We start from the raw sequence: 25768 nt of genomic DNA, 5'->3' as shown, positions 1-25768 counted from the left end.
TTTATATAATTATAAAACACATATGGATATACTATTTATTGTTGGAGGAGTTTTGGTAGGTGCAAGCATAGGTTTTGCTATCGCAAAATACCTAGAAAAAAACCATGCTTCATCTGTTTTACAAAACGCTAATAATGAAGCTAAAACAATTATACGCGACGCAAAAACTGAAGGAGAATCGATTAAAAAAGAAAAAATTCTTCAAGCAAAAGAGAAATTTATTGAGCTAAAATCGGAGCATGAGCAAGTTATTTTAGCACGTGACAAGAAGATGGCTGAGGCTGAAAAGCGCACAAGAGATAAGGAATCTCAGATTTCTAATGAGTTATCTAAAGCGAAGAAGGCGGCTGAAGAGAGTGAAAAAATCATCAAGGATTACGATGTTAAACTTGAACATATAGAGAAAAAACAAGAAGAGGTTGAACGCTTACACCGTACACAGGTAGAGCAATTAGAAATCATCTCTGGTTTAACTGCTGAAGAGGCGAAGAATCAAATCATTGAAAGCTTAAAAACAGAAGCGAAAGCGGATGCGATGTCGTACATTCAAGATACGATTGAAGAGGCAAAATTAACAGCTCAACAAGAGGCGAAAAAGATTATCATCAACACGATTCAACGTGTAGGAACGGAAGAAGCAGTAGAAAACTGTGTATCCGTATTCAACATTGAGTCAGATGACGTAAAAGGTAGAATCATTGGTCGTGAAGGGCGAAACATTAGAGCGATTGAAGCCGCTACAGGTGTTGAAATTATTGTAGATGATACACCCGAGGCTATTATTCTTTCTTGTTTTGATCCGGTAAGACGTGAAATTGCGAGATTATCTCTACACCGTTTAGTAACAGACGGACGTATTCACCCTGCTAGAATTGAAGAGGTTGTTGCTAAAACAACGAAGCAAATTGAGGAAGAAATCATTGAAATTGGAAAGAGAACCGTTATCGATTTAGGAATTCACGGGTTACACCCAGAATTGATTAAAATCGTTGGACGTATGAAATACAGATCGTCTTACGGTCAAAACTTATTACAACACTCGCGTGAAGTTGCTAAATTATGTGGTTTAATGGCTGCAGAATTAGGGTTAAACGTAAAATTAGCAAAACGCGCAGGATTACTTCACGATATTGGTAAGGTCCCTGAAACAGAAAGCGAATTGCCACACGCAATTTTAGGTATGCAATGGGCAGAGAAATTTGGGGAGAAACCAGAAGTTTGCAACGCTATTGGAGCTCACCACGACGAAATTGAAATGACGACTTTAATTGCACCAATTATTCAAGTTTGTGATGCTATTTCTGGAGCGAGACCTGGAGCAAGAAGACAAGTATTAGATTCTTACATTCAGCGTTTAAAAGACTTAGAAGGTATTGCGAATGAATTTGGTGGAGTAAAAAACTCGTATGCAATTCAAGCTGGTAGAGAACTACGTGTTATTGTAGAGAGTGAAAAGGTATCAGATGAAATGGCAGCTACGTTATCTTTTGATATTTCACAAAAAATTCAAACGGAGATGACTTATCCAGGTCAAGTAAAAATTACAGTAATCAGAGAAACTAGAGCGATTAATATCGCAAAATAGTACACTGGAAACAACAATACAAAAAAAGCGTTATAGTGAACTATAACGCTTTTTTTATACCTTCTTTATACTTCTTGGGTGGTATTGATCCATCACACCTTTTAATTTCTCTCTACTGATATGGGTATAGATTTCTGTAGTTAAAATGGACTCATGTCCCAGCATCAATTGAATCATGCGAATATCAGCTCCATTCTCCAATAAATAGGTTGCAAAAGAATGTCTAAAACTATGAGGGCTAATATTCTTCTGAATGCTAGCATCCTGAGCGGCTCGTTTGACAATGGTAAAAATCATTGCTCGAGTTAAGCGTCCTCCTCTTCGATTTAGAAATACAATATCTGTATCCTCTTTCTTCACCTGCATATGATTGCGAATGGTCTGTTTGTACATCATAATCAATTGCATCGTATCAGGATCAATGGGCACAAATCGATGTTTGCTTCCCTTCCCTATTACACGAATAAAGCCTTCCTCAAAAAAGAGATCGCTCAAACGCAAATTAACTAATTCACTTACACGTAATCCACAGCTGTACAACAGCTCTAACATCACCTTATTTCGATACCCTTCGTTAGTCGAAAGATCCAAGGTTTCAATCATAGCATCGATCTCTTCCATGGCTAATACCTCAGGGAGTTTGCGTCCTAGTTTGGGAATTTCCAACAAATCCGTAGGTGCTTTTTCAATTTGCCCGTCGACAATTAAAAAAGTAAAAAAACTCTTTAAACCCGAAATAATACGCGCTTGTGAAGTTGGCGCTAATAAAGTAGAAATTTGATAAACAAACTCATTGATGTGTTCTGGCGTAACATTTTGAGGAGTTACTGTTATCTCATTATGACTCAAAAACTGAACGAACTTCATCAAATCCAACTCATAGCTTTCAATGGAATTCTCTGCTAGCCCACGTTCTAATTTCAAATAATGGATATAGGATTGCAAAGTAAGCTGCCAATTTTTAGTACTCATTTTCTCTGGATTCGTTTCCCTTCAAAGATAAAAAAAAGAGCTTCAGTTTTGAAGCTCTTTTCTGTAATCTATTATTTACCGTATTGTGATTAGAATTTGTACACTAATCCGAATGTAGCGTTGTCAAAGAAGTTATTGAAAACGTTTAAGTTTGCTTCTGTTTCAGAAATAGTTCCTTGTTTGTTACCATCAATTTTGTGATCGTGGTTTCCATAAGAAAATACATTACCTAATGTGAAAGCAACTGCTAATTTTTCAGTCAAGAAATAGTTAAACCCTAAATCAATACCTGCTTGAATACCTGTCATTTTGTTTTTAGCTGCAGATATTTCTTTTTGATCGTATCCAACACCAACTTCAGCGAAAGTTTTGAAACGGTTACCTAATTCTAAGAAGTAGTAACGTGCGTATACTCCAGCGTATAAATTTGTAGCTACTCTATCACCGAAAACTTCTTGCTCTCCTTTACCAAAAGCTAAAGACGCTCCAACAGCAACCTTATCAGATAAGAAGTATCCTACTTTCGGGTTGAATTTATACGTAGTGATTTTGTCTTTGTTTCCTGAGTCAGAATCTTTATTCACTTTGTCAGAAATTTGAAAACTTCCTTCAATCATGATGTTTCCTTCTTGGAATCCAAATGTTGGTTTTTCTTTTTCTTGAGCGTTAGCTGTAAATCCAAACGCAGCAACAGCTGCTAACGATAGTACTAATTTTTTCATATTCATTAATTTTTTTCTATTAACTAAGTACGAAATTAGGGCATCTTCACCCAACAAGGCGTTTATTTAATAAAAATATAACATTAAAGAAACATTGTAAATTTAAAATTTTAACATGACATTGTAAATCAATTAGTTATTATAGTATTACGAATAGTTAATATTTAGTTAATTCCAAGGAATAATGTATTTTATTTATGCTATTAAAACTAAAAGGCTGAAAATGAATGGAAACTAATTATTGTATGAGGGGAAATATTACATCCGCTTTGTTTAATCAACCCGAATATTAAATATCTTTGTTCTACTGTTCCACTAAATTGAAAGCATGAAAATTCTAATACTCAACGGCCCCAATCTTAATTTATTAGGTAAAAGAGAGCCTACTATTTATGGAAACACGAGTTTTGAAGCTTATTTTGAGCAATTACAGCTTGAGTTTCCGACTATTGAACTGGAATATTTTCAATCAAATACAGAGGGGGTTTTGATTGACAAATTACACGAAGTTGGTTTCAGCTATTCAGGTATTATTTTCAATGCGGGAGCTTATACTCATACCTCAATTGCTTTAGGTGATGCTATTGCCGCTATTCAAACCCCTGTTATTGAAGTACATATTTCCAATACACATGCGCGCGAAGATTTCCGCAAAACATCTAAATTAGCAGCTCATTGCCAGGGTGTTATCTTGGGATTTGGTTTAAAGAGTTATGCGCTAGCGCTTCATGCTTTTGAGAATTAATGTATAAAAACGCACCCTCACTTACTTTATCTCTTGCTGTCCTTTTAGTTTTACTATTGGGCAATTGGTGCTATGGACAACCGATTACTGGAAGAATAATCAACGACAAACAACTGCCCGTTGCACATTGTTTGGTTTTTATACCAGGAACGGTTCAACATACCCGTACGGATGAAATGGGTAATTTTACTTTAAACTGGGATTCTAAGCTTCCCATTTTCATTCAAAGGGAGGGTTATGAAAACGAACGAATTAAATACAAATCTCCTGTAGACTCCTTATCTATAACGTTAACTCCTTTAGATAAACGCCATATTCTATATACAGATCAACAGGATTTATATGCCTCTTATTTACTGTCTTTGGTTTATGAGCATTTTAAACAGCGAACCAATAACTACCAAGTTGCTTATTATGCCAAGGGAGATTTACAACTCAATACGCAACGAGCATCTTATTTAGGTCAAAAGCGCAAGGATTTAGATCCTGCCTTGGATATCAATAGTGAAGAATCGGGTAGTTTTATTTATCTCAGTGAAATTAGTTCGGATTTAGATTACCGCAATAAAGCAATTAGTAAAGAAACGGTTCACGTACTTCAAGAGAGAGGAAATGCCAAGGATCTTTTATTTTTAACGGGAACCGATAATGATTTCAACATTTTTAGTGCGGAGGTTTCCAAGCAAATCAATGTTGTTTCTCCCCTTTTACCTTATGCGACTACCTATTATATCTTTGATATTATTATGGAAGAACGAGTTGGTGATGATACCATATATCGCGTATACTTCACGCCTAAACGCGACAGAGAACCGATTATGGAGGGTTATATTGAATTTACAAGTAAGAATTGGCAAGTTTTGTCTTTTTACGCCAAAATGCAGGGTAATAACGTCAATGCAAAAAATATCAATAATTTACAGATCAAGCAAACTTATACGTATGATCCTACCATAAATGCCCATGTTAAAGCGGCACAAACCTTGGTTTTTGATGGGCGATTCATTGTTTTTGACTTCATTGGCAAATTTGAAAGTAGTTTTTCTAATTATACAGAAAAGCCTGCATATCAAATGGAAAATAACACGAATGAGTACTTGACCTTTACCAAAAATTACAACGTTAATGAAGAAGAAAAACTAGCTGTTATACGCCCATTTCACTTGTTAGAAAGTGAAAAGCGTTACTTTGATCAAAAGTCGATTTTCTTAACGGACAACACCAAAGTCATCTTGGATTCTATTGATAAACGCACCAACAACTTCACTATTTTTAAGTTAATCAAAGGATATAAATACGTAAACTCGTATAAAAACAGCACCTATAGCTATCATGGATTGCTTTCTACTTTTGCATTTAACGCCGTTCAGGGATTCAATATTACTTCGGGTATTGATTATACAAAATTTCGGGAGAATAATGCGGCCACTTCCTATGGGGTCAATGTCAGTTATGGTTTTAGTGAAAATAAGTTTCGCTTTTCAGGTTATGCATCCCATGTTTTCAATCAGCAAGATTATCTTACCCTCCGATTAGAGGCGGGTGAGTCTATTGAACAGTTTAATCAAGATGATCCGATAAAAAAACCAATCAACTCCTTTGCTTCTGCGTGGTTTGGAAAAAACTATGCCAAATATTTTCAAAAGAAGTTTATTGCATTGAATTACAGTCAGTATATATGGACCAATTTTAAATTTGATGGAAGATTAGAATATGCGTATCGAGATAATTTGTACAACAACATTCAAAATCCTCCATTTGTCCCTACCTTAGACTTCACCTCCAATAATCCATTGGATCCTTCAGACTTTGAAAGTCCTACTTTTAAACCCAATGGCGTTGCTAAATTTCAGCTTAATGTACAAGTGGTATTTGATCAAAAGACTATCAGTTACCCCAATAAAAAACAGTATATACAACAGTCTAAATACCCCATTTTAGAAATTCACTTAGAGAAAGCTCTGAATACAACAGATCGAAATTTTAGTTATACGTTTGGCTCCCTTGCAACAAAATATCAAAATAATATTGGCAATATTGGAGAATTGTATACAGGGATTTCTATTGGTCAATTCTTTGAGCAAAACAAGATTCCGTTTACTGATTACAAGCACTTTAATGGCAATCAGACCTTTATTGGGTCAACGCCTATATACAACAAGCAATTTAACTTACTTCCTTACTATCAATATAGTACAAATAAGTCCTATGTAGAATTCCATTTAGAACACGATTTCCGTGGTTATATTCTCAACAAAGTACCACTTTTGAATAAAACGAGATATTCGTTGATTGTTGGCTTTCACCTTTTACAAACACCAGACCAACCGACCTACAAAGAGTTTAGTGTTGGTTTAAACAACTTTGGTTTTAAAAAATTTAGACCTTTTCGGATTGACTATATTACTTCTTTCTCCAATCGTAAAACCAGTCATGGGGTTGTATTGGGTGTGAAAATTTTAGATCTAATTCAGAAATAAACGCAACATTGCTTTTGTTGAATTTGTGCATGTAATGGGAGTACTTCTTCCAACTGCAACCTATTGGTATTTCTTCAATGCTAATTTGACCTTTGTTCCTACTTGTACGTCTACGGGGTGGTTAAAATAAATGGCTCTATTATTTTTAAAATTAGCACAAACGAGGTAACCATCTCCATTAAAATACGATTGTACTACTTCGACATCTAGCATTCCTTTTTGTTTGGAAATCATCAATTGATGTGGATAGATAAGCAAGACTTCATCTTCTTTTGTATCTGGGGTAAAATCAGAGATATACAATTCATTTACTTCACCGAATAGTGTAGCGACATATTTATCCGAAGGATATTCATATAAATCTTGTGTATCGCCATAATCGACAACACGTCCTTCTTTGAGTACGATAGTTTCATCTGCAAAGCTCAATACATCCATACTATCATGGGTAGCGACAATACAAGTGATGTTATTTTCTTTTAGATAGGCAAAAATTTTGCGGCGCAATACACTTCGTCTAGCATAATCAATATGGCTAAAAGGTTCGTCTAGCAACAATACTTCTGGAGCGACAGCTAAGGCTCTAGCAATTGCTACGCGTTGTTGTTGTCCACCACTCAAGAGCTTAACTTTGACGTCAGCAAAGGCTGTCATTTCAATTAGTTCTAGCAATTCAGCTATTTTTGCTTTCTTTTTTTCCAAGTTAAAATTTGAAAGATACTTCCCAATATTTTCAGCCACACTAGTATGGGGCATTAAGTCAAAATCTTGGGCTAAATAACGCATATTATCCATACCTGGGACTAGATTATAAGCAGGTCCTAGTACTTGGTTGTCCTTCCAAAATATTTCCCCTTGATCTAAATCGTGTAAACCGTATATTAGTTTTAATAGTGTACTTTTTCCACATCCACTTTCTCCAAGTAGAGCTACGTGTTTTCCTTTTTCAATCACTAAATCAATGGCGTCAATAACGGTATAATTGGCAGTATAACTAAACGATATATTTTTTAATAAAAGCATGTCGAAATTTTAAAGTACAAAGATAAAAATATCTTAGGATGGACTCTATAAAATTCTAATAAAGGAACAAAAATAATAAACTAAAAAAAGGGATAAAACGCAACTGTCTTATCCCTAATTTATTAAGTAAGTTTCCTATTGAGTCGAAGAATCAAAAAGTGCTCTTTTTCTATTCGACTTTATTGTTATTCTTGAGAAGCTAAATAACGCTCAGCGTCTAATGCTGCAATACATCCAGATCCTGCAGCAGTAATTGCTTGTCTATAATCTTTATCTTGTACATCACCGCAAGCAAAAACACCTTCTATATTAGTTTTACTTGTTTTTCCGGTTGTGATGAGATATCCTGTTTCATCCATGGTCAATTGACCTTTGAAAATATCTGTATTGGGTTTATGTCCAATAGCCACGAAGAATCCAGTTGCAGGCACATCTGTTTCTACACCTGTTTCATTGTTTTTCACTTTGATTCCCGTTACTACATTTCCATCTCCAAGTACCTCAACGGTACTCGTATTCATCAAGATTTCAATATTTTCAGTGTTGCGCACGCGATCTTCCATAATTTTAGAAGCTCTAAATTTTTCACTGCGCACTAACATGGTTACTTTCTTACAAAGTTTAGATAAGTAATGAGCTTCTTCACAAGCTGAATCTCCAGCCCCTACAATGACAACCTCTTGATTTCTGTAGAAAAATCCATCACAAACTGCACAAGCAGAAACTCCACCCCCTAGATTTAGATAGTGTTGTTCTGATGGTAATCCTAAATATTTTGCTGTTGCACCAGTCGAAATAATTACAGTATCAGCGTGTACTTCTGTTGTTTCGTTTACCCAAACTTTTTTTACGGTACCACTTAAATCAACCTTTGTTACCCATCCATCTCGTACATCTGTTCCAAAGCGTTTAGCTTGAGCTTCTAATTGCAACATCATTTCAGGTCCTGTTACACCTTCAGGATATCCAGGGAAGTTTTCTACATCATTTGTTGTTGTTAATTGTCCTCCTGGTTGTAATCCTTGGTATAGAACAGGTGCCATATTCGCTCTTGCCGCGTAAATTGCAGCAGTATATCCTGCCGGTCCTGATCCAATAATTAAACACTTTGTTCTTTCTATCGTTGACATAATACTCTTTTTAATAATTGTAGAAACAAAAATACCCTTTTTCCGTGCTTTTCAAAGTACTTTTCCAAAGAAATAACTTATTCCAACATAAAGAAATTTTATTCTATTGCAAATAACTCCTGATTCAATATTTAAATTTTCCCTGCTCTCTCCCCTTGATTTATCTTATCTTTTTCCATAAATATTTACAAAAATAGGCGCCCCATAAGGGCGCCTTAGCAATTTTTTTTTTCATAGCAAAGTTCCAACATCTCCAACACGAAACTATTTGGCATCTATGTGCAAATACCCCGTTTTCTTTACAGTATAACTGTTATTTTTTGTTTCTTTTTTATAAGTGATAAGGTAATAGTATGTCCCCGCAGGTAACTTACCTCCTTTGGTCTGATAGCCTCTAAACACGTTTCCTTGACTATCATAGTTTTTTGTCTCATATACTTTAGCTCCCCATCGGTTGTATATTTGAACTGAATTTTGTGGATATTTATTGATGTTTTTAATAACAAAATAATCGTTATTATCTCCACCATTTGCATTGACATAATTGTAAATAACTACCTCATCATCCATTGGATCTACTTCTTGTACGCGCCCTAGAGTAAAGTAACCAAAGTTCGACACCTGTGCTGGAGTAGTTATTGTTTTATTTTCCATATCAACAATACCACCGAGATCCTCCCATTGTTTATTTGTTTCATTCCAATATATAATGTGTAAATCATTTGCTGGATCTTGCAATAAATCAGGTGGAGTTGTTTCTTCGTCCCAACTCAACGTCAATATTAAACTTGTTTGTTTGTTTTTCGATTTTTCAATCTTCCAATATTCTTTGGTATTTACTTGCCTGATTTCACGTACATGCTCCTGATGTGCTTCAAAAAAGGTTGAATCATTCCTCCTATAATTACACAATACAATATCTTTATCATCCTTTAGTGTGCTGATAGAAGCTGGTCGATAATATTGTTGGTTTCCCACGGGGAACACAAAAGGTTCTCCTCCTACTTTTTCCACTGTCCCATCAACAAAACTAATTGCACTACTGTTAGTAGATTTAGCTTTGGGCATAAAGCTGACCAATCCTGTAACTGCTTTAGAGGTGGTATTGATAACTGAATCTACCTTGACAATCCCCTTTTTAAAATAAGCTTCTCCCCAAATATCGAGATTTGCTTTGAGGTCAAAGTAATACTGCTCTTTATTAAGATCAAAAGTAACCTTATTGAGGTCGACTGTTTTGTTACCTGAAATCACCGTATTTTGTTGTTTCATGCTTACAAATTTTACTTCGCCTGTAGTTAAGGTTTTTGTATAAGTAAAGTCTCCATCATTAGAGAAATCTCCAAAATAATACGTTAATCCATCGTTGATTAAACGTCCTTGTGTATGATTGGCAAAGTCAGAATAAGAACTTAAAATAGTTTTACTCTTCACCTGGAGTATTCCTTTATTATAAAAAACATTATTTTGAGCGATTATCATACTAGTACTAAGGAATAAAGCACCAACAGTCATATGAAGTAAACGTATTTTTTTTATCATATTGCTATAGATTAATCTTGCTACTGATTTGATTATAAATCAATAACAAGGAATAAGAAAAATTATCTTTTGTATTTCCATGGATTAAATCCACAGTTAAGTATCCACTAATTTTTTATTGGGTTACCGTATTTTGTTGTTTCATGCTTACAAATTTTACTTCGCCTGTAGTTAAGGTTTTTGTATAAGTAAAGTCTCCATCATTAGAGAAATCTCCAAAATAATACGTTAATCCATCGTTGATTAAACGTCCTTGTGTATGATTGGCAAAGTCAGAATAAGAACTTAAAATAGTTTTACTCTTCACCTGGAGTATTCCTTTATTATAAAAAACATTATTTTGAGCGATTATCATACTAGTACTAAGGAATAAAGCACCAACAGTCATATGAAGTAAACGTATTTTTTTTATCATATTGCTATAGATTAATCTTGCTACTGATTTGATTATAAATCAATAACAAGGAATAAGAAAAATTATCTTTTGTATTTCCATGGATTAAATCCACAGTTAAGTATCCACTAATTTTTTATTGGGTTACCGTATTTTGAGGTTTGTTTTTCGTTCTATAAACTGCATCTTCCGTCCGTTTAAAACTTTCGTAACTTCTAAATCCACTAATTAATATCAGGTCTTCTTCTGCATTTTGTTCGAGATTTGAATTTTCTTTCAATTTGAGATACTCATTATATCTACAATGATTAATGTATTGACAGAAATTCATTTTATATGTCGTATTAATAAACTGAGATAAATAACTTCTATTGGTTATTAAATCACTCAATAAATCTGTAATCTTAAGTTGTGGATTTAAATAAGGTTTTTTTTCTACAATGTATTTTTCAAATTTTTGTTTATCGATCGTTAATTCTTTGACCTTTTTATCAGTCTCTTGATTCACCAACTGTTCCTCTTCTAGAATATCTTCTGTGACTTGAGCAAAATTTTCACAGAACAAATTATAACAGAGATTAATATTAAAAAACATAAATAAAAAGTTCGGAATTAGCTGTCCAATAATTAGATTACTTTGAATCTGAGGGAAAAGATACAGTACAATTGAACCTGGGAAAAGTAAAAAACCAATAACAAAAATTGGATAAAGCCAAACTAAAGAATCTCGTTCTTCGTCCGAAGAGTAATTTGCTATATTTTTTCGATAGATCAATAAACGATATAAGGACAGTAGTAGATAACTTAGATTAAAAACTGTTGCCATTACACTATCTTCATTCAACAACAAAAAAGAAAGCATACTTTTCTTTGCATAATGACCTTCAACGATTATTTCAAGTCCTGTCTGATGATAGAGATAAAAAGTAAAGCTGAGCATCAAGCTAATTCCATAATGGAAATACCTAAATTTCTCTTCTTTTTTCAATCTAGTTAGCCTAAAAATCAAATGATAAAACAAAGTTGGTATCAACAAAGTAGTCAAGAAATTAACCCCTTTCAAGCAAGGAAAATATAGCACTTGAAAAATATCAAAAAAGGTCGTCGTATAGAAAAAAATACAAACGATATAGAATAATATTAATACAATAGTTGCTTTTTTCACCATAAGTTCAGTTTGATCTTCAACCAGCTTAAGTCCTAATAGAGCTAAACAGAAAAGAGCAGAAAAGATTGATGAAGAGAAAGAAACACCTAAAAAAAGATATTCGTAATCCATAGTATTTAAATTAATGTTTTAGTCGTTTTTCTGCACTATGCACAGCACGCAAATAATGTCGATAATCTGAGAACCCAGCCTGAATGACTAAATCATCCATATTCATTTCCTTACGTGTAGCTTGTAACTGTTCTACTTCCTTCAATCTCCAGCAATTGATAAACTGACTCACATTGCAATTATAGGTTACATTAATAAATTTGGAGATATACGTTCTATTTACTCCAAAGTGAGTAACAAGTGTATCTAGGCGAAAGTCATTTTTTGTATAGGGTTTATCCTTAGTAAAATAATTTACAATATCGTTTTGGGTTAAGAGATTTTCTGTTCGAATATTGGGATTAACAAAAGTTGTTTCTAACACATCGTTAGTCAAGGTACCTGTTTGATCTACAGAGACAATCTGTCCAGATGACAATAAGACATTCGTCTTGTAAGCAATTGGAATTTTCACTCTATTCTTCTCCAATAACATATTAAACGTCAATATAATATGTTGAAAAGAAAGAATAAAAACGGTTATACCTTGTACAAAAACGCTATAGTTATTAAAACTAAAAAATAGAGTAAAGGCTAATTTCAGGGTCAACAACAAATGAATCCAATTCAATCGTTTAATTTTAATCTTTCGCTTGTTTTTTTCTTGATGATATTGATAGACTCTTTTCCAGCATAATAAAGTATAAACACCCGTATTTAAGATGATGTAAATACGCAAATACTGATTGCAAAACGCTTGCACATCCAGCTGTCGAATTCCATCCGTTTTTGCTAATACATAAATAAAAATGTACGACAAGGAAAAGACAACTAAAATTATTTGATATTGCAAATTATTGCGTTTTCTTTTTGCTGGAACGATATAGCTGATAAACTGATAAAAACACACTTGGGACAAGGTAATAAACAGCGATAATACAGGCAGCAAAAAAATACGGCTCCCCAATAGTTTTTGCGTTAAATTATCTGTAATCCACAAGGCGATTAGTGCAAAATAATAGCCACCTAACGTCCTTAAAATTGGTATTTCTGTTACAGAAAGGTTTTTGTAAAAAACAACCATTAGAATAATTCCACATGTCATTGATGAAATCATAGGAATGGAAATTAAAATGTACTTCAATAGTTCCATTGCTTTTTCTTTTTCTTTTCTTCTTTTTAATAAGGTTCTTTTACTTGTTGAACCTAGTATTACTACGTGTCAAACACCTGAGATCTCTTTCTATATCATTATCCTCTTAACAAGGCAAGTACTTGATCCATCGAAAAATTTCGAGAATCTCTTTCATTGGTACCTCTACAATTTCTGCTGTATCTTTTTGCAGGTAAAGCCTTTCTTTTTGTTGATTCACTTCTATTATTTTATAACATTGAAAACCTTTATTAACGAATAAAAGCACATAATTCTTCCCAATTTCAATAGTAGTAAAATCAACTTTTTTACAAAACGCATAAACCAAATGTGATCCTTTATGTTCTTCTATTGTTGCATACAATTGAATAACCATATCAAAAAAAACGGGTTTTGGATAATAAATTTGTTTGAGTTTTAGATGTTTTTCTTCTATACTCAAATAGTATTCCAAATAATCATCGATGTAAATAATTGGTACATTGATATAGCTTTTTTCTATGGTTTTCTTCGTATAATTAGAAAAAAACAATTCGTTTAAATCAATATTATGTTCACAACACACTTGAATTAACTTACTATAACACAATGTATTTCTCTTCTTCCAAGAAGAAATGGTATTGGGTTTTAAATCAAAAATAACGGCTAACTCCTTTGCAGACTTTACCCCCAATAAAATTTTTAATTTTGTTAAAATTTTTTTTGAGGAATTAATTGAGAAAGAAGTTTGTAAATAATTACTATTCATAATTCTGTATAATTGTCTATTTGTCGTGTTTACATTTTTTGAAAAACTACTTCAAAAATTATAAAGTATTCAGGTGAATAAATTCACCTGAATACCTTTTACAAACTATTTAGCCGTAAACTCAATAATTACTTCATAATCTCCTTCTGCTACTGGTACATACATTTTTCCAGTTCCTAGATTAAAATCTATTTTTTTCTTGGTGCTATCAATAACTACATCTGTTACTGCATTCGTTATTAATTTATTTCCTTGGAACACTTGAATGGCAAGAATACGATCGATATTACTTCCTTCTTGAGAAAGTTTTCCGTCAAGTTCTACTCTTTTTGCTTTTGCTCCTGTGATTTTAGTGACTCCTTTATAAATAAACACAGCATCAGTATCAACTGTATTGGCTGTTTTAATCACTTCATTATTCGTAATTTTGTTCCCTACTTCGTTTTTAATAATTTCTATATTTTCCGTTATTTCATTGATAATGGTAGAAGATAAATCCACGACCACTTTTTCATTTGTATCAGTATCGATGTAGTAAATACTATTTGCAGGAATATCTCCGATAGCTTCTGTAGTGAAATAAACATTTCCTCCTTGGTTGAGTATGTTGGTGATTTCGTTCTTGATGTTTTCATTATTTTCAATAATATTCGTCACATCAGCAGTAAGATTTAAGTAATCAATTCGGTTGTCCTCACCTAAATACTGGTAGAATACTTCTCCTTTTTTAGCAGTTGTAAAATCGGGAGCTTCGTTTGTATCAACAAAATTAGGGGTTTGACCATCGGTCTCTACGACAGCCTTTTTAAAGAAAGTACGCGTTTCAAACTCCTTTATGTTGTCTTGCATCGAAACTTCTGTTCTAATGTAAGCATCTGTTGTTACATCATAACTCACACTGTATATTTTACCCGTTTCTGGATCAATAATTAAAGCCGCTTGACTCAATGATTTATCCCCACTTTTAGGATTTGTAGGCACTAAAAAGTCGATGACTCTTTTTAATTCTCCAAGATCACTTCCACTTCCACCATTGATGATGTTATTAATTGAAAGTTCTAAGTTTTCCTGGTCAATAATTTGATTCCATCTATCATTACTCCAGAAGTAAAACCCCTTAGGTAGCGTTGTACCAATATTGTAAACCAATAAACTTTCCGTAGCTGTTCCTTCAATAGGTGAGAAATTAGCTATTGTTGTCAGCTTAACTCTTGGAATTAAAATCCCTTTATCCGCAGCATCAACATCTAACATCGTCGAGTTAACTGGTGTTGGAGTACCAATACCTACCTGTGCTTTTGCTACAAAACCTGCGCCTAACAAAAAGGCAAAAATTACAATTTTCTTCATATATTAAAATTTCTGTTTTTTTCTACTCTTTATTTTAGTTTACTCTTTCTAACACCAAACTCGCCTTCTTTAGAGTACCTTGTTCAGTGTATTTCGATTATTTAGGTTTGCAATCGATGCCCATCCAAAACTTCCCTGACAAGCTTCCCTGCATAAAAAAATGGATCATCTTTTATCACCTAAGTAGCAACATTGAGTTCATTATACTTTCTAGAATATGATTCATTAGCGAATCGGGTGCTTACAGGAGTCGATGTATAAATTTCTAGTTGTGCCCATGAAGTAGACACGATTAAACCTTATATCATCAATACAACTTTTCTTATTCTATTTTGCTATAATTTTTCTTCAGCAAAGAAATCATCACTATTCAAAAAATATTAACAAAAGTGTAAAAACATAGAAGAAAATTTAATTATACCTTTTTACTTTTTGTAAAACATTGTTTCAATTCATTATAAAAAAGCCAAATAAATGTTTCATTTTCAAAACAATAAGTCTACGTTCCATTAGTGGATTTATTGATCATTTTTCTTGTTTTAGCAGCGAAAAAAAAGTGTTTTTTTTAAAAAAATATGGAGTAAAAAAAAGAAAAAACAATGCTAATTATATCAAATGAAACATTAGCTTGCTCCTAAAAAGAAAAAAACACCTTCAGCTTCCTCCTTTTGAACAAAGTCTACCAATATGCTACGAAAAGAAGCGTTTATATCTAGATTTTGTCTGTGTAATAAATGGAAATCCGTTACCTTTTCCACAGAAAGAATAGGCCTATACATTCCCAATTTCTAATTGCTATAAAATAACGAAACACTTCCTTCTGCTTGGAAGAAATAAACGTTGACATACCTCCAAAAAAAAAGAAGAACCGCTTTTATAGGTTCTTCTTTTTTAATTCAACAAGGCATATAATTGATGCATTGAAAAAATTCTGATATTTCTTTGAGATTGATCCAACTTACTTCATCAAAATTCTTACACATCTGCAGTCGTTGATGGGTTACATCATATGCAATTACATTATATTTTTGAAATCCTTTGTTTTTTACTAAGAAAATATAATCTTCTCCAACTAGAATCTTCTCAGGTCCGATTTTTTTACAAAACACATACATCAGTTCAGACTGATCTTGGGTTAATGTAGTACTATACAGTTGAATAACGATATCAAAATTGACACTCTTAGGCAGATATATCTGTTTAATTTTTCTTCGTTTAGTTTGTAGAGTTAGATAATATTCTAAGTAATCGTCAATATAAACAATTGGTACATTAACATAGCTTTTGTTTATTGCAATATTCTGATAATCTGAATAGAACAATTCATTTAAATCAATTTCATATCGATTGCATATTTCAATAATCTTAGCATAACACAAGGTATTTCTTTTTTTCCAAGAGGAAATCGTATTAGGTTTTAGATTAAAGATATGGGCTAATTCTTTAGCTGATCGCACACCCAATAAAATTTTCAATCTAGTTAAAACTTCTGCAGAAGAGATTATTCCTTCTTTTTCTTGTATAGCATCTTCTTTCATAGTATTCTGTAGATAAAGTTTAAGGACAAGTCCTATAATACTAGTTGCTAATTGGACTTTACAGTACTTACAACTTAACAACACCAATGTTTTATGTTTTACACACAATATTTTTCTATTCTCCTGATTGCGAATAAACAAAAACGCTTTGCTTGTTCTTCAATGCTGTTCTAACGTTGCTTCAATATTCTATTTCCTTCATCATTCATTCTATGCATTCTGGAGTAGTACTAAACTATTTCCATCTACTATTTAACCCCTATTAACCTCTTTTTACTAGCACTTTTCTCTCTACATTCTTACTTTGCCTATACAAGTATCTCTTTCTCTTTCTTCTCTAATTCCCTTTGTTTTACCGAATTAGAAAAATCTACTTTTACTTTTAGATCCCAAACTTCCCATCCAATCAAAACGCATAAAAATTTCATGAGATCCAGCATTATATCGGTTCAGTTTCGTCGTATCAAAATCATAGGAATAACCAATAAACCAATTGGTATCAATTTGAACGCCAAACAATGCACTTATGCCAGCATTCCAACGATAAGCTGTACCTATAGTGAATTTTTCTTGAAATTGAACATTCGCAGTCACGTCTAATGACGGTTTACCACTGCCAATTTTAGACAAAAAAGAAGGTTTTAATAACCAATCCGACCCTAGATCAAAGACATAACCTCCCATCATATAAAAAAGAGGTTTTTGACGCATGGTGATTCTTTTAATGTCATCGTAATAATCCACTTTAAAGATTTTTGGTACAGATAGCCCTAAATAAGCCACATCTGAAAAAAAGTAGGCCCCAGCTCCAATATTAGGACTAAACTTATTTTTTACATCTTCATAAGCAAAAGGTCCCGTTTGATCGTAAATATTCAATTTAGAATACGACATACTCCACAAATTCATTGTTCCTTTTAATCCAACTGCTAATTTGTATTGTGCATTTAAATCTAATGTATAAGCAAGGTCAATAGCCAAGCTATTTTCATCTAATGCTCCGATATGATCATTGACAAAGTTTACACCTAATCCCAACTTGGGATTATTCAATGGTGTGGTAAAGCCTATATTAGCTGTTTTGGGAGCTCCATCAATCCCTATCCATTGATTGCGATATAGTCCAAAAAAACACATTGATTCTTTACTAGCTGCATAAGCAGGATTGATTACGGTGGGATTATACATATATTGTGTATACATAGGGTTTTGTTGCGCAGAAAGAGGCGAACCAACACCTAAAATCCAAAGGCTCACGCCTACACTAATTAGTTGTTTTCTCACAGATTTTATATTAATTTATTTTGATATACAATAGGTTACTATCAAAGCAATCGCTGCGGTTTACTATTGATTCAAACAAAAGAAGTTTGCCCATAAATGGGCAATACTTCTTGGAAACAACAGATTAACTTTTCACTATAATTCTCCGTCTTATTTATCCTCTTGATTATAACAACATAAACAACAAGCTTTGGTCTTTTCAAGTAGTTACAATCACTACAGCTATAGACTTTTCACTTTTTCTATCAAGAATTAGAATAAACACAAAGTATAACTCTCGAATACGCTAGTTAATAAGTAGTATTTTCATTTTTTTTGCTGAACAAAAGTCAATAAACAGCAAAAAAAAACGATTATAAAGTGTAAATAAAAAAAGATAGGCTCTGCAAATTGACCAAACAACTAAACAAATTGATCAATTTTAAAAAAATAAAAAAACAGTAGTGTTTGGTTTATAGACGGATTTTATTCACTCCGTCCAAACAAACTACTCATCTTTAAAATAAGTGTACCTCTTACATCCTCTGCTATCTATTTACCCGTATTCTTGTTATAAGATGCACAAATACTTATAAAAACAATAAAATTATTTTTTCGTTTTAAACGGCACACTACTGTCTTCTTTTTTACCTTTTATCTATTTCTTTTATGAATACATTCCTTCTAAAAGGGCATGTATTTTTATATACAAATCAATACATCATCTCATGATGAATTACAACGCTATACAGTCATTCAAAGAACAATAAACTATAAACCAAATATTTCTTTATTTTGTTGATTACATTTGGATTATTTCCCAAGAAAAGAGGTCTAAACGGTAGTTTTTACTTCAATTTTCGCGCCTATTTCTTGTCGTTTTTTTAGAAATTTAATCTAACTTCAATTTTAAAAAAAGAAAGCTCCTTATTTCGGAGCTTTCAGTACTCCTGCTGTTTGTTTTACATCTTTCAGCAAGATGATCTAAAAGTAGTTTACCTATTCCCTTTTTATTTTTCAATAACAATAAACTCGCTACGTCTATTTTCTTGGTGTTCTGCATCACTACAACGTATGCCATTGCTACATTTATTCAGTAAACGCGTTTCGCCATAGCCTCGACCACTTAAGCGACTTGGTGCAATGCCTTGCTCAATCATCCAAAGCATTGTAGATTGGGCACGACGTTCTGATAAACTCAAATTATAAGCATCTTTTCCTTTGCTATCTGTATGAGCGCGAATGTCAACCTTTAGACTTGGATATTTCTTCATCAACTCTACCACTTTCATCAATTCTATCGAGGCATCATATCGAATGTCTGAACGATCAAAATCAAAGTAAATGGGAGCCAAATTCAATGTTTTAAACAAGTCGTCATTTACTTCCACTGGAATTACTTCTCCTTCCAAACCTATATCCATCGTTTTCACTCCAGGTGTATGATCCGAATTAAATACAACTTCTACAGTATTATACGATGGATGTTCTGCCTTAATGCGGTATTTATGTCCACAACTCAATATAGAACTCTTGTAATACCCTGTATCATTTGTTTGAATTGTATCTGAGTTTTGATATAATCCATCAGAGATGATGACTGTAGCATTCGAAAGCACTTCTTTTGTGCGTTTATCGTACACTTTTCCTTCTATAATCTGTGTACATGATTTTTCTGTAATCAAATAAATATCATCTGCACCTACTCCTCCCGTACGATTTGAACTGACTAATCCCTTTTTTTGTTTAGGGTCGAAGCTAAATCCAAAATCGTCCATAGGACTGTTAATTGGTTTTCCCATATTGATGATGGAGCTCAGGTGTCCATCGGGATGAATTTTGGCTTCAAACACATCTAATCCTCCCAATCCAGGGTGTCCATTAGAGGAAAAATACAACTGATAATCGGAGGAAATAAATGGAAAACTCTCGCGTCCTGAGGTATTAATATCAAGACCTAAGTTTTCTACCTGACCATATCCTCCATCCGCATGCAAAGCCACGCGATACAAATCTGATTCCCCTACACTCTCTGGGCGATCAGAAACAAAATACAACCATTTATTATCAGGCGTTAAAGCCGGATGGGCGGTATTGAAATTATCCGAATTGATCGGTAACTCCTCCACCTGTCCCCACTGCCCATCCTGTTGCTTTACTGCCTTATAGATTTTTAACATTGAGGTGTGTTGCTTATTTTGTTTACTCTTTCCATTGTTTTTGGAATTGTTTCGAGTAAAATAGATTGTTTTTCCATCCTGAGTAAAAACGGCCGTTGCATCATTGACTTGAGAGTCTAAAGTGAGTGAAAAACGCTCTGGTTCGCTATATCCTTGTGGACTTGCGATTGTGCGATACAAGCTAGTATAGCTCTCATTCGTCCAATTGTGTATGTTACTTTCGCCCGGAATAGCAGTAGCTCTAGCAGAGGTAAATACTAAATCATTCCCCAACATTGTACCGCCATAATCTGAATATTCTGAATTGAAGCTCAAAGGTTTCAATTCATACAAATCGGGGTGATTTTCAATGTGAGACAAATAATCGCGGTCCTTATTATACAAAGTCGTACGAGAATCGCTTTGCTCTAAAGTGGTAAAGTTATCCATATAAACCTGAGATTTCTTATAATCTTCAACACTTCTCAGCGTTTGTGCAAAGCGGTAGTAATACTCAGAAGGCAAGTCTGCTATATTTTTGTCTTTGTAATCTCCTTCAAAAAGTGTGGTATACCACTGATTAGCCAGAGGAAGTTTACCATTAAAATAATAAGAATCACCTACTTTTTGCAGTATTGTGGTATTAATATATCCTTTACTGACTAGGTTTTCATAGAGCTCTATTGCATTAGCGTAGGCCATACGATCAAAACTCTCATCAGCTTGTTTCTCCTTCTTTACTTGGCTATATCCTACGGTGCCAAAGCTTACCATCAAGCTCAGCAATCCTATCTGTAATTTTCTTACCATCATTACTTTCTTTTAAAAGAACCTTGGCGCTGTAATACGCTTAAAGCCGTTAAACAAATTAAAACGCATAAAAACTTCATGAGATCCTGAGTTATAATGTGCCAGCTTTGTCGTATCTGCATCATAACTATAGCCAATCATGATATCCTTGGTTACTTGGAATCCAACCATGCCACTCACTGCTGCATCCCAGCGGTAAGCCGCTCCTAAGGTAAATTTCTCCATAAACATAAAATTCGCACTCACATCTACCTGAAGCGGCGCTCCTTCAACCATCTTAACCATAGCCGCTGGTTTAAACTTTAAATTTGAATTCAAATCAAATACATATCCTCCTGTTAGGTACAAATGCATCTTCTGACGAAGCGTTTGCAGTTCATTATCATCATAACGCAATTGTGTGAATAAATTAGGAACCGATAAACCTACATAGGCTTTGTCAGAATAAAGAAACAACCCCGCACCTAAATTAGGCGTAAATGAATTGCTGATATCTGTACTCGCTATTGGATCTGTTGCGTCATAAATATGTAAATCACTATACGTAACATCTAGTAAATTACCTGTACCTTTTAATCCAAAAGCCAATTTGTAATCGTAATTCAGGTCAATTGCATACGATAAATCAATAGACAAACGATTTTCACTCATTACCCCTAAACGATCATTGGTAAAATTCACACCTAATCCCAACCCACTAGTTCCCAAGGGCGTACTCAATGCCAAAGTCGATGTTTTAGGAGCTCCTTCTAATCCAACCCATTGGGCGCGATACAATCCAAATATTTCCAACCCTTCACGACTACCCGCATAAGCTGGATTAATTGCTGAATGATTATACATATAATGTGTATACTGCGGATCTTGTTGTCCATACATCAAACAAGATAGACAACTTAGTAGCACTAAGTTGATTCCATAATATAGTGTTCTCTTTTTCACTGCTTTTTCTTTTTACTCTGTTTCTAAATGGAGATACCCCGATTTCTTAACAACCACTGATTCCTTTGCACCAAGGTTCTCATAAGTCAGAATATAGAAGTATGTTCCTGTAGGTAGTTTTTCTCCTTTTTTGAACGTAACTCGTCCGTTAGAATATCCTCTAAAAGCATTATCCGAGTTATTGTATTGTTCCGTTTCAAACACTTTAACTCCCCAACGGTTGTATATTTCCACTTTATTTTTGGGATAGTTTTCAATATTCTTAATCAAAAAGTGATCATTTTTACTATCAGCATTCACCGTTACAAAATTGAATATCTCTATCTCAACATCCTGAGACAAAGGCGTTAAAATTCTGGCTAAAGTAAAATAGCCATAATTCTTAATAGAAATCGCTGTGGTAACCTCTTTCAACTCAGAGGAAACTATTCCTCCTTGATCTTCCCAAATTTTTCTATTCTCATCCCAACGTACAATATGCAAATTAGACGTGGAATCCCCTAAAACATCAGGACTTGTTGTACGATTATCCCAACTCAACGTCAAGAGTATATCCCCTTTAACATTATTTGATTTCTCTACTTTCCAATATTCTTTTGTATTAAGGATTTTAATGGTGTTATCCGTTTCATTATGTTGTCTAAAAAACTCGTGGTCATTTAAAATATACTTACTTTGATACGCATTTTTTTCATTTGGAACGGATGATATCTTTGCATAACGATAGACTCCTTTATCTCCAATGGGATAGGTAAAATTGTCTTTGCCTATTTTATCCACATAACCTTCTGCGTGGCTCTTATCCACAGGATTTAACGCCTTTGTTCCAGGATAAAAAGTCAACATTCCTTTCAGGGAATCAACTTGCATAATTCCGTCTTGAAAATCCAAACTTCCTTTAATATTCATCTCATTTTGAAGATCAAACCCCATAATTGACGTTGGATTATTTAGTATAACGTCGTAAAAATCTGAAGGACTAGCACCGGAAATTTGCTGATACCCTTGATTCACTTCCAACGGAGTAAAAATAGCTTGAGCTGTAGGAGATTGTTCATTGTGATAATACAAATTATCGTTATTGAAATCACTGTAATAATAGGTTGTCCCATCATTTTTGACAATCCCACTCGCTGTATTGTCAAAATCATAACTGGTACTAACTACAGCTTCTGGGCTAATCGTTAGTGTACCTTGATTGACCATTGTCTTTTGGAACGGAGTCTGCCCAAATATGGGCAAGACTCCTACCAAAAAACACACAAATACTTGAACGTACTTTTTCATAGCTTACATTTTTTCAAATACATGGAATACAGGTTGTGATATTTTAACTTCCATTACATTAGCATCCATAAGAAAGGCATCAAAATATCCTGCTTGACCATCTGTATTAGACAATGTTGAAAAATTATTTCTTGTAGGAGAAACCCTTATTTCTAATACATTACCTGTAGAATATAACGGTAGTTCATCCTCATATGTCAAGATTCCTCCATAATGCTTAACATCTTTCTTTTCATATCCTTCTGGAATTCCAAATTCAAATCGCAGAGGGAAAAATTCTTTTATCAATGTATTATTGATATAAACCTCAACCTTTAACATAGAAAAAATGGTTTTCTCGGGTATTTTATCGCCCATAGTTAGAACCTCACATTCCACAAAAAAGTCAAAATTCATAAACTTTGAAGCATCAGATTCTATATTTAAGTCGAAGGTATTTTTGAAAATTTTCACTGGTGTTAAACCTGTATCATAAATAAAAATACCACCTGCTCCAGAATAAATAGGAATTGCTTTAAATTGTCTCAACGTCCATAAACTTGCTGTATTTTCGGCATTTTTCCCTGTTATAGCACTCGTCAACTCATAAGATTCTGCAATCGGTATTTTAAAGGTTGTTCCTGTATTAGCTATAGGCAAACCTGCATCATCAATCTCATTTTCACTATAATAAGTTAATGTTCCATCTTGGTTATCTACTAACTTAGTAACCGTTTCATTGGCTTTGATTGCAGTTTTTAAATCTACAGTTGTTGTATTCGAATTTTCATCTTGATAGGTCAATACTCCTGTTGTTGAATTATAGGCTAATACCGTCAAGGTTTCATGACTTTGAACAGCTCCTTTGATATCAACCGTAACGGTATCTCCATTTTCATCTTGATAGGTCAACGCTCCTGTAGTTGTATTATACGCTAATACTGTTAAAGTTTCTGTCAATGTAATCAACTGATTGATATCCAATACCGTATCAATTCCCTTTTCATTTTTAAAGGTAATCGTACCCGCTGTTGCATCACTGGTAACGCTGGTAACAGTTTCAAAGGATTTTACTGCTCCTTTGACATCTACGGTAACAGTATTGCCTTTTTCATCTTGATAGGTCAACGCTCCAGTTCCTTGATCATAAGCTAATACCGTCAAGGTTTCATGACTTTGAACAGCTCCTTTGATATCAACCGTTACAGTATCTCCATTTTCATCTTGATAGGTCAACGCTCCTGTAGTTGTATTATACGCTAATACCGTCAAGGTTTCATGACTTTGAACAGCTCCTTTGATATCAACCGTAACGGTATCTCCATTTTCATCTTGATAGGTCAACGCTCCTGTAGTTGTATTATACGCTAATACTGTTAAAGTTTCTGTCAATGTAATCAACTGATTGATATCCAATACCGTATCAATTCCCTTTTCATTTTTAAAGGTAATCGTACCCGCTGTTGCATCACTGGTAACGCTAGTAACGGTTTCAAAGGATTTTACTGCGTCTTTGACATCTACGGTAACGGTATTGCCTTTTTCATCTTGATAGGTCAATGCTCCAGTTATTTTATCATAAGCTAATACCGTCAAGGTTTCATGACTTTGAACAGCTCCTTTGATATCAACCGTAACGGTATCTCCATTTTCATCTTGATAGGTCAATGCTCCAGTTCCTTGATCATAAGCTAATACCGTCAAAGTTTCAAAGGATTTTACTGTATCTTTGACATCAATCGTTACAGTATCTCCATTTTCATCTTGATACATTAATACTCCAATTGCTGAGTCATAGGCTAATACCGTCAAGGTTTCATTTAACGTAATCAACTGATTAATATCCAATACCGTATCAATTCCCTTTTCATCTTTAAAGGTAATCGTACCCGCAGTTGCATCACTGGTAACGCTAGTAACGGTTTCAAAGGACTTTACTGCGTCTTTGACATCTACGGTAACGGTATTGCCTTTTTCGTCTTGATAGGTCAATGCTCCAGTTCCTTGATCATAAGCTAATACCGTCAAGGTTTCATGACTTTGAACAGCTCCTTTGATATCAACCGTAACGGTATCTCCATTTTCATCTTGATAGGTCAATGCTCCAGTTCCTTGATCATAAGCTAATACCGTCAAAGTTTCAAAGGATTTTACTGTATCTTTGACATCAATCGTTACAGTATCTCCATTTTCATCTTGATACATTAATACTCCAATTGCTGAGTCATAGGCTAATACCGTCAAGGTTTCATTTAACGTAATCAACTGCTTGATATCCAAAACCGTATCAATTCCCTTTTCATCTTTAAAGGTAATCGTACCCGCTGTTGCATCACTGGTAACGCTGGTAACGGTTTCAAAAGATTTTACTGCGTCTTTGACATCTACGGTAACGGTATTGCCTTTTTCATCTTGATAAGTCAAGACTCCCGTAGTTGCGTTATAACCTAAAACAGTTAGGGTTTCATTTAATTCAATCAACTGCTTGATATCCATTACTGTATCAATTCCCTTTTCATCTTTAAAGGTAATCGTACCCGCTGTTGCATCACTGGTAACACTGGTAACGGTTTCAAAAGATTTTACTGCGTCTTTGACATCTACGGTAACAGTATTGCCTTTTTCATCTTGATAAGTCAAGACTCCTGTAGTTGCGTTATAACCTAAAACAGTTAGGGTTTCATTTAA

19 protein-coding genes are annotated in these 25768 nt (G+C 33.9%); 3 read left to right on the top strand and 16 right to left on the bottom strand.

Features of this window, described 5'->3' with window-relative positions; genetic code table 11:
- The first annotated feature begins 22 nt into the window (after window positions 1-22).
- On the top strand, window positions 23-1585 hold the full coding sequence (rny, locus tag HX004_RS14905; RefSeq protein ID WP_286443398.1) for a ribonuclease Y: 1563 nt from the start codon (window positions 23-25) through the stop codon (window positions 1583-1585).
- A 54-nt stretch (window positions 1586-1639) separates the two neighbouring features.
- On the opposite strand, the gene xerD is transcribed toward rny, so the two are convergent.
- Together xerD and HX004_RS14895 are read right to left on the bottom strand one after the other, a co-directional pair.
- Entirely contained in the window at window positions 1640-2557 is a 918-nt protein-coding gene (gene xerD / locus HX004_RS14900; protein ID WP_286443397.1) for a site-specific tyrosine recombinase XerD, read from the bottom strand.
- 89 nt (window positions 2558-2646) lie between these two features.
- Window positions 2647-3279, bottom strand: coding sequence for an outer membrane beta-barrel protein (locus HX004_RS14895; protein WP_286443396.1), 633 nt, complete (start codon window positions 3277-3279; stop codon window positions 2647-2649).
- 328 nt (window positions 3280-3607) lie between these two features.
- On the opposite strand from HX004_RS14895, the gene aroQ reads away from it, so the two are divergent.
- Together aroQ and HX004_RS14885 are read left to right on the top strand one after the other, a co-directional pair.
- Window positions 3608-4024 carry a type II 3-dehydroquinate dehydratase gene (gene aroQ, locus HX004_RS14890; RefSeq protein ID WP_286443395.1) on the top strand — a complete coding sequence of 139 codons (417 nt, stop codon included), beginning with the start codon at window positions 3608-3610 and terminating at the stop codon, window positions 4022-4024.
- Window positions 4024-6504, top strand: coding sequence for a DUF5686 family protein (locus HX004_RS14885; RefSeq protein WP_286443394.1), 2481 nt, complete (start codon window positions 4024-4026; stop codon window positions 6502-6504). Before aroQ ends, HX004_RS14885 begins: the two co-directional genes overlap by 1 nt.
- 60 nt (window positions 6505-6564) lie before the next feature.
- Here HX004_RS14885 and HX004_RS14880 read toward each other — a convergent pair whose 3' ends face one another.
- From HX004_RS14880 to HX004_RS14815, 14 genes are all read right to left on the bottom strand, one after another.
- Complete coding sequence (locus HX004_RS14880) at window positions 6565-7527, bottom strand: ABC transporter ATP-binding protein (protein ID WP_286443393.1); 963 nt, start codon at window positions 7525-7527, stop codon at window positions 6565-6567.
- A gap of 185 nt (window positions 7528-7712) precedes the next feature.
- Window positions 7713-8657: a thioredoxin-disulfide reductase gene (trxB, locus tag HX004_RS14875; RefSeq protein ID WP_286443392.1), complete on the bottom strand. Its 945-nt coding sequence runs from the start codon at window positions 8655-8657 to the stop codon at window positions 7713-7715.
- A gap of 264 nt (window positions 8658-8921) precedes the next feature.
- On the bottom strand, window positions 8922-10199 hold the full coding sequence (locus tag HX004_RS14870) for a T9SS type B sorting domain-containing protein (RefSeq protein ID WP_286443391.1): 1278 nt from the start codon (window positions 10197-10199) through the stop codon (window positions 8922-8924).
- Between the two features lie 115 nt (window positions 10200-10314).
- On the bottom strand, window positions 10315-10614 hold the full coding sequence (locus HX004_RS14865) for a hypothetical protein (RefSeq protein WP_286443390.1): 300 nt from the start codon (window positions 10612-10614) through the stop codon (window positions 10315-10317).
- Between the two features lie 115 nt (window positions 10615-10729).
- The gene (locus HX004_RS14860) at window positions 10730-11872 is read right to left on the bottom strand and encodes a hypothetical protein (RefSeq protein ID WP_286443389.1); all 1143 of its coding nucleotides are present in this window, start codon (window positions 11870-11872) and stop codon (window positions 10730-10732) included.
- A 10-nt stretch (window positions 11873-11882) separates the two neighbouring features.
- Complete coding sequence (locus HX004_RS14855) at window positions 11883-13004, bottom strand: helix-turn-helix domain-containing protein (protein WP_286443388.1); 1122 nt, start codon at window positions 13002-13004, stop codon at window positions 11883-11885.
- A gap of 106 nt (window positions 13005-13110) precedes the next feature.
- Window positions 13111-13752 carry a helix-turn-helix domain-containing protein gene (locus tag HX004_RS14850; RefSeq protein ID WP_286443387.1) on the bottom strand — a complete coding sequence of 214 codons (642 nt, stop codon included), beginning with the start codon at window positions 13750-13752 and terminating at the stop codon, window positions 13111-13113.
- A gap of 105 nt (window positions 13753-13857) precedes the next feature.
- Window positions 13858-15102 carry a phage tail-like protein gene (locus HX004_RS14845; protein WP_286443386.1) on the bottom strand — a complete coding sequence of 415 codons (1245 nt, stop codon included), beginning with the start codon at window positions 15100-15102 and terminating at the stop codon, window positions 13858-13860.
- 896 nt (window positions 15103-15998) lie between these two features.
- A complete protein-coding gene (locus tag HX004_RS14840; RefSeq protein WP_286443385.1) occupies window positions 15999-16640 on the bottom strand; it encodes a helix-turn-helix domain-containing protein in 642 nt (213 codons plus the stop codon).
- Between the two features lie 360 nt (window positions 16641-17000).
- On the bottom strand, window positions 17001-17933 hold the full coding sequence (locus tag HX004_RS14835) for a PorP/SprF family type IX secretion system membrane protein (protein WP_286443427.1): 933 nt from the start codon (window positions 17931-17933) through the stop codon (window positions 17001-17003).
- 980 nt (window positions 17934-18913) lie between these two features.
- On the bottom strand, window positions 18914-20875 hold the full coding sequence (locus HX004_RS14830) for an OmpA family protein (RefSeq protein WP_286443384.1): 1962 nt from the start codon (window positions 20873-20875) through the stop codon (window positions 18914-18916).
- A 9-nt stretch (window positions 20876-20884) separates the two neighbouring features.
- Window positions 20885-21787 (bottom strand): PorP/SprF family type IX secretion system membrane protein, encoded by a 903-nt coding sequence (locus HX004_RS14825; protein WP_502888484.1) that lies wholly within the window; start codon window positions 21785-21787, stop codon window positions 20885-20887.
- 39 nt (window positions 21788-21826) lie between these two features.
- Window positions 21827-23101, bottom strand: coding sequence for a T9SS type B sorting domain-containing protein (locus HX004_RS14820; RefSeq protein ID WP_286443382.1), 1275 nt, complete (start codon window positions 23099-23101; stop codon window positions 21827-21829).
- A 3-nt stretch (window positions 23102-23104) separates the two neighbouring features.
- The coding region (locus HX004_RS14815; RefSeq protein ID WP_286443381.1) for a hypothetical protein at window positions 23105-25768 on the bottom strand (2664 nt) is incomplete at its 5' end.

This window comes from Myroides sp. 1354 (assembly GCF_030324495.1).
In the GTDB taxonomy this organism is placed as follows: Bacteria; Bacteroidota; Bacteroidia; order Flavobacteriales; family Flavobacteriaceae; genus Flavobacterium.
Note: the sequence above shows the minus strand (reverse complement) of the source record. Positions and strands in the feature narration are given on the sequence as shown.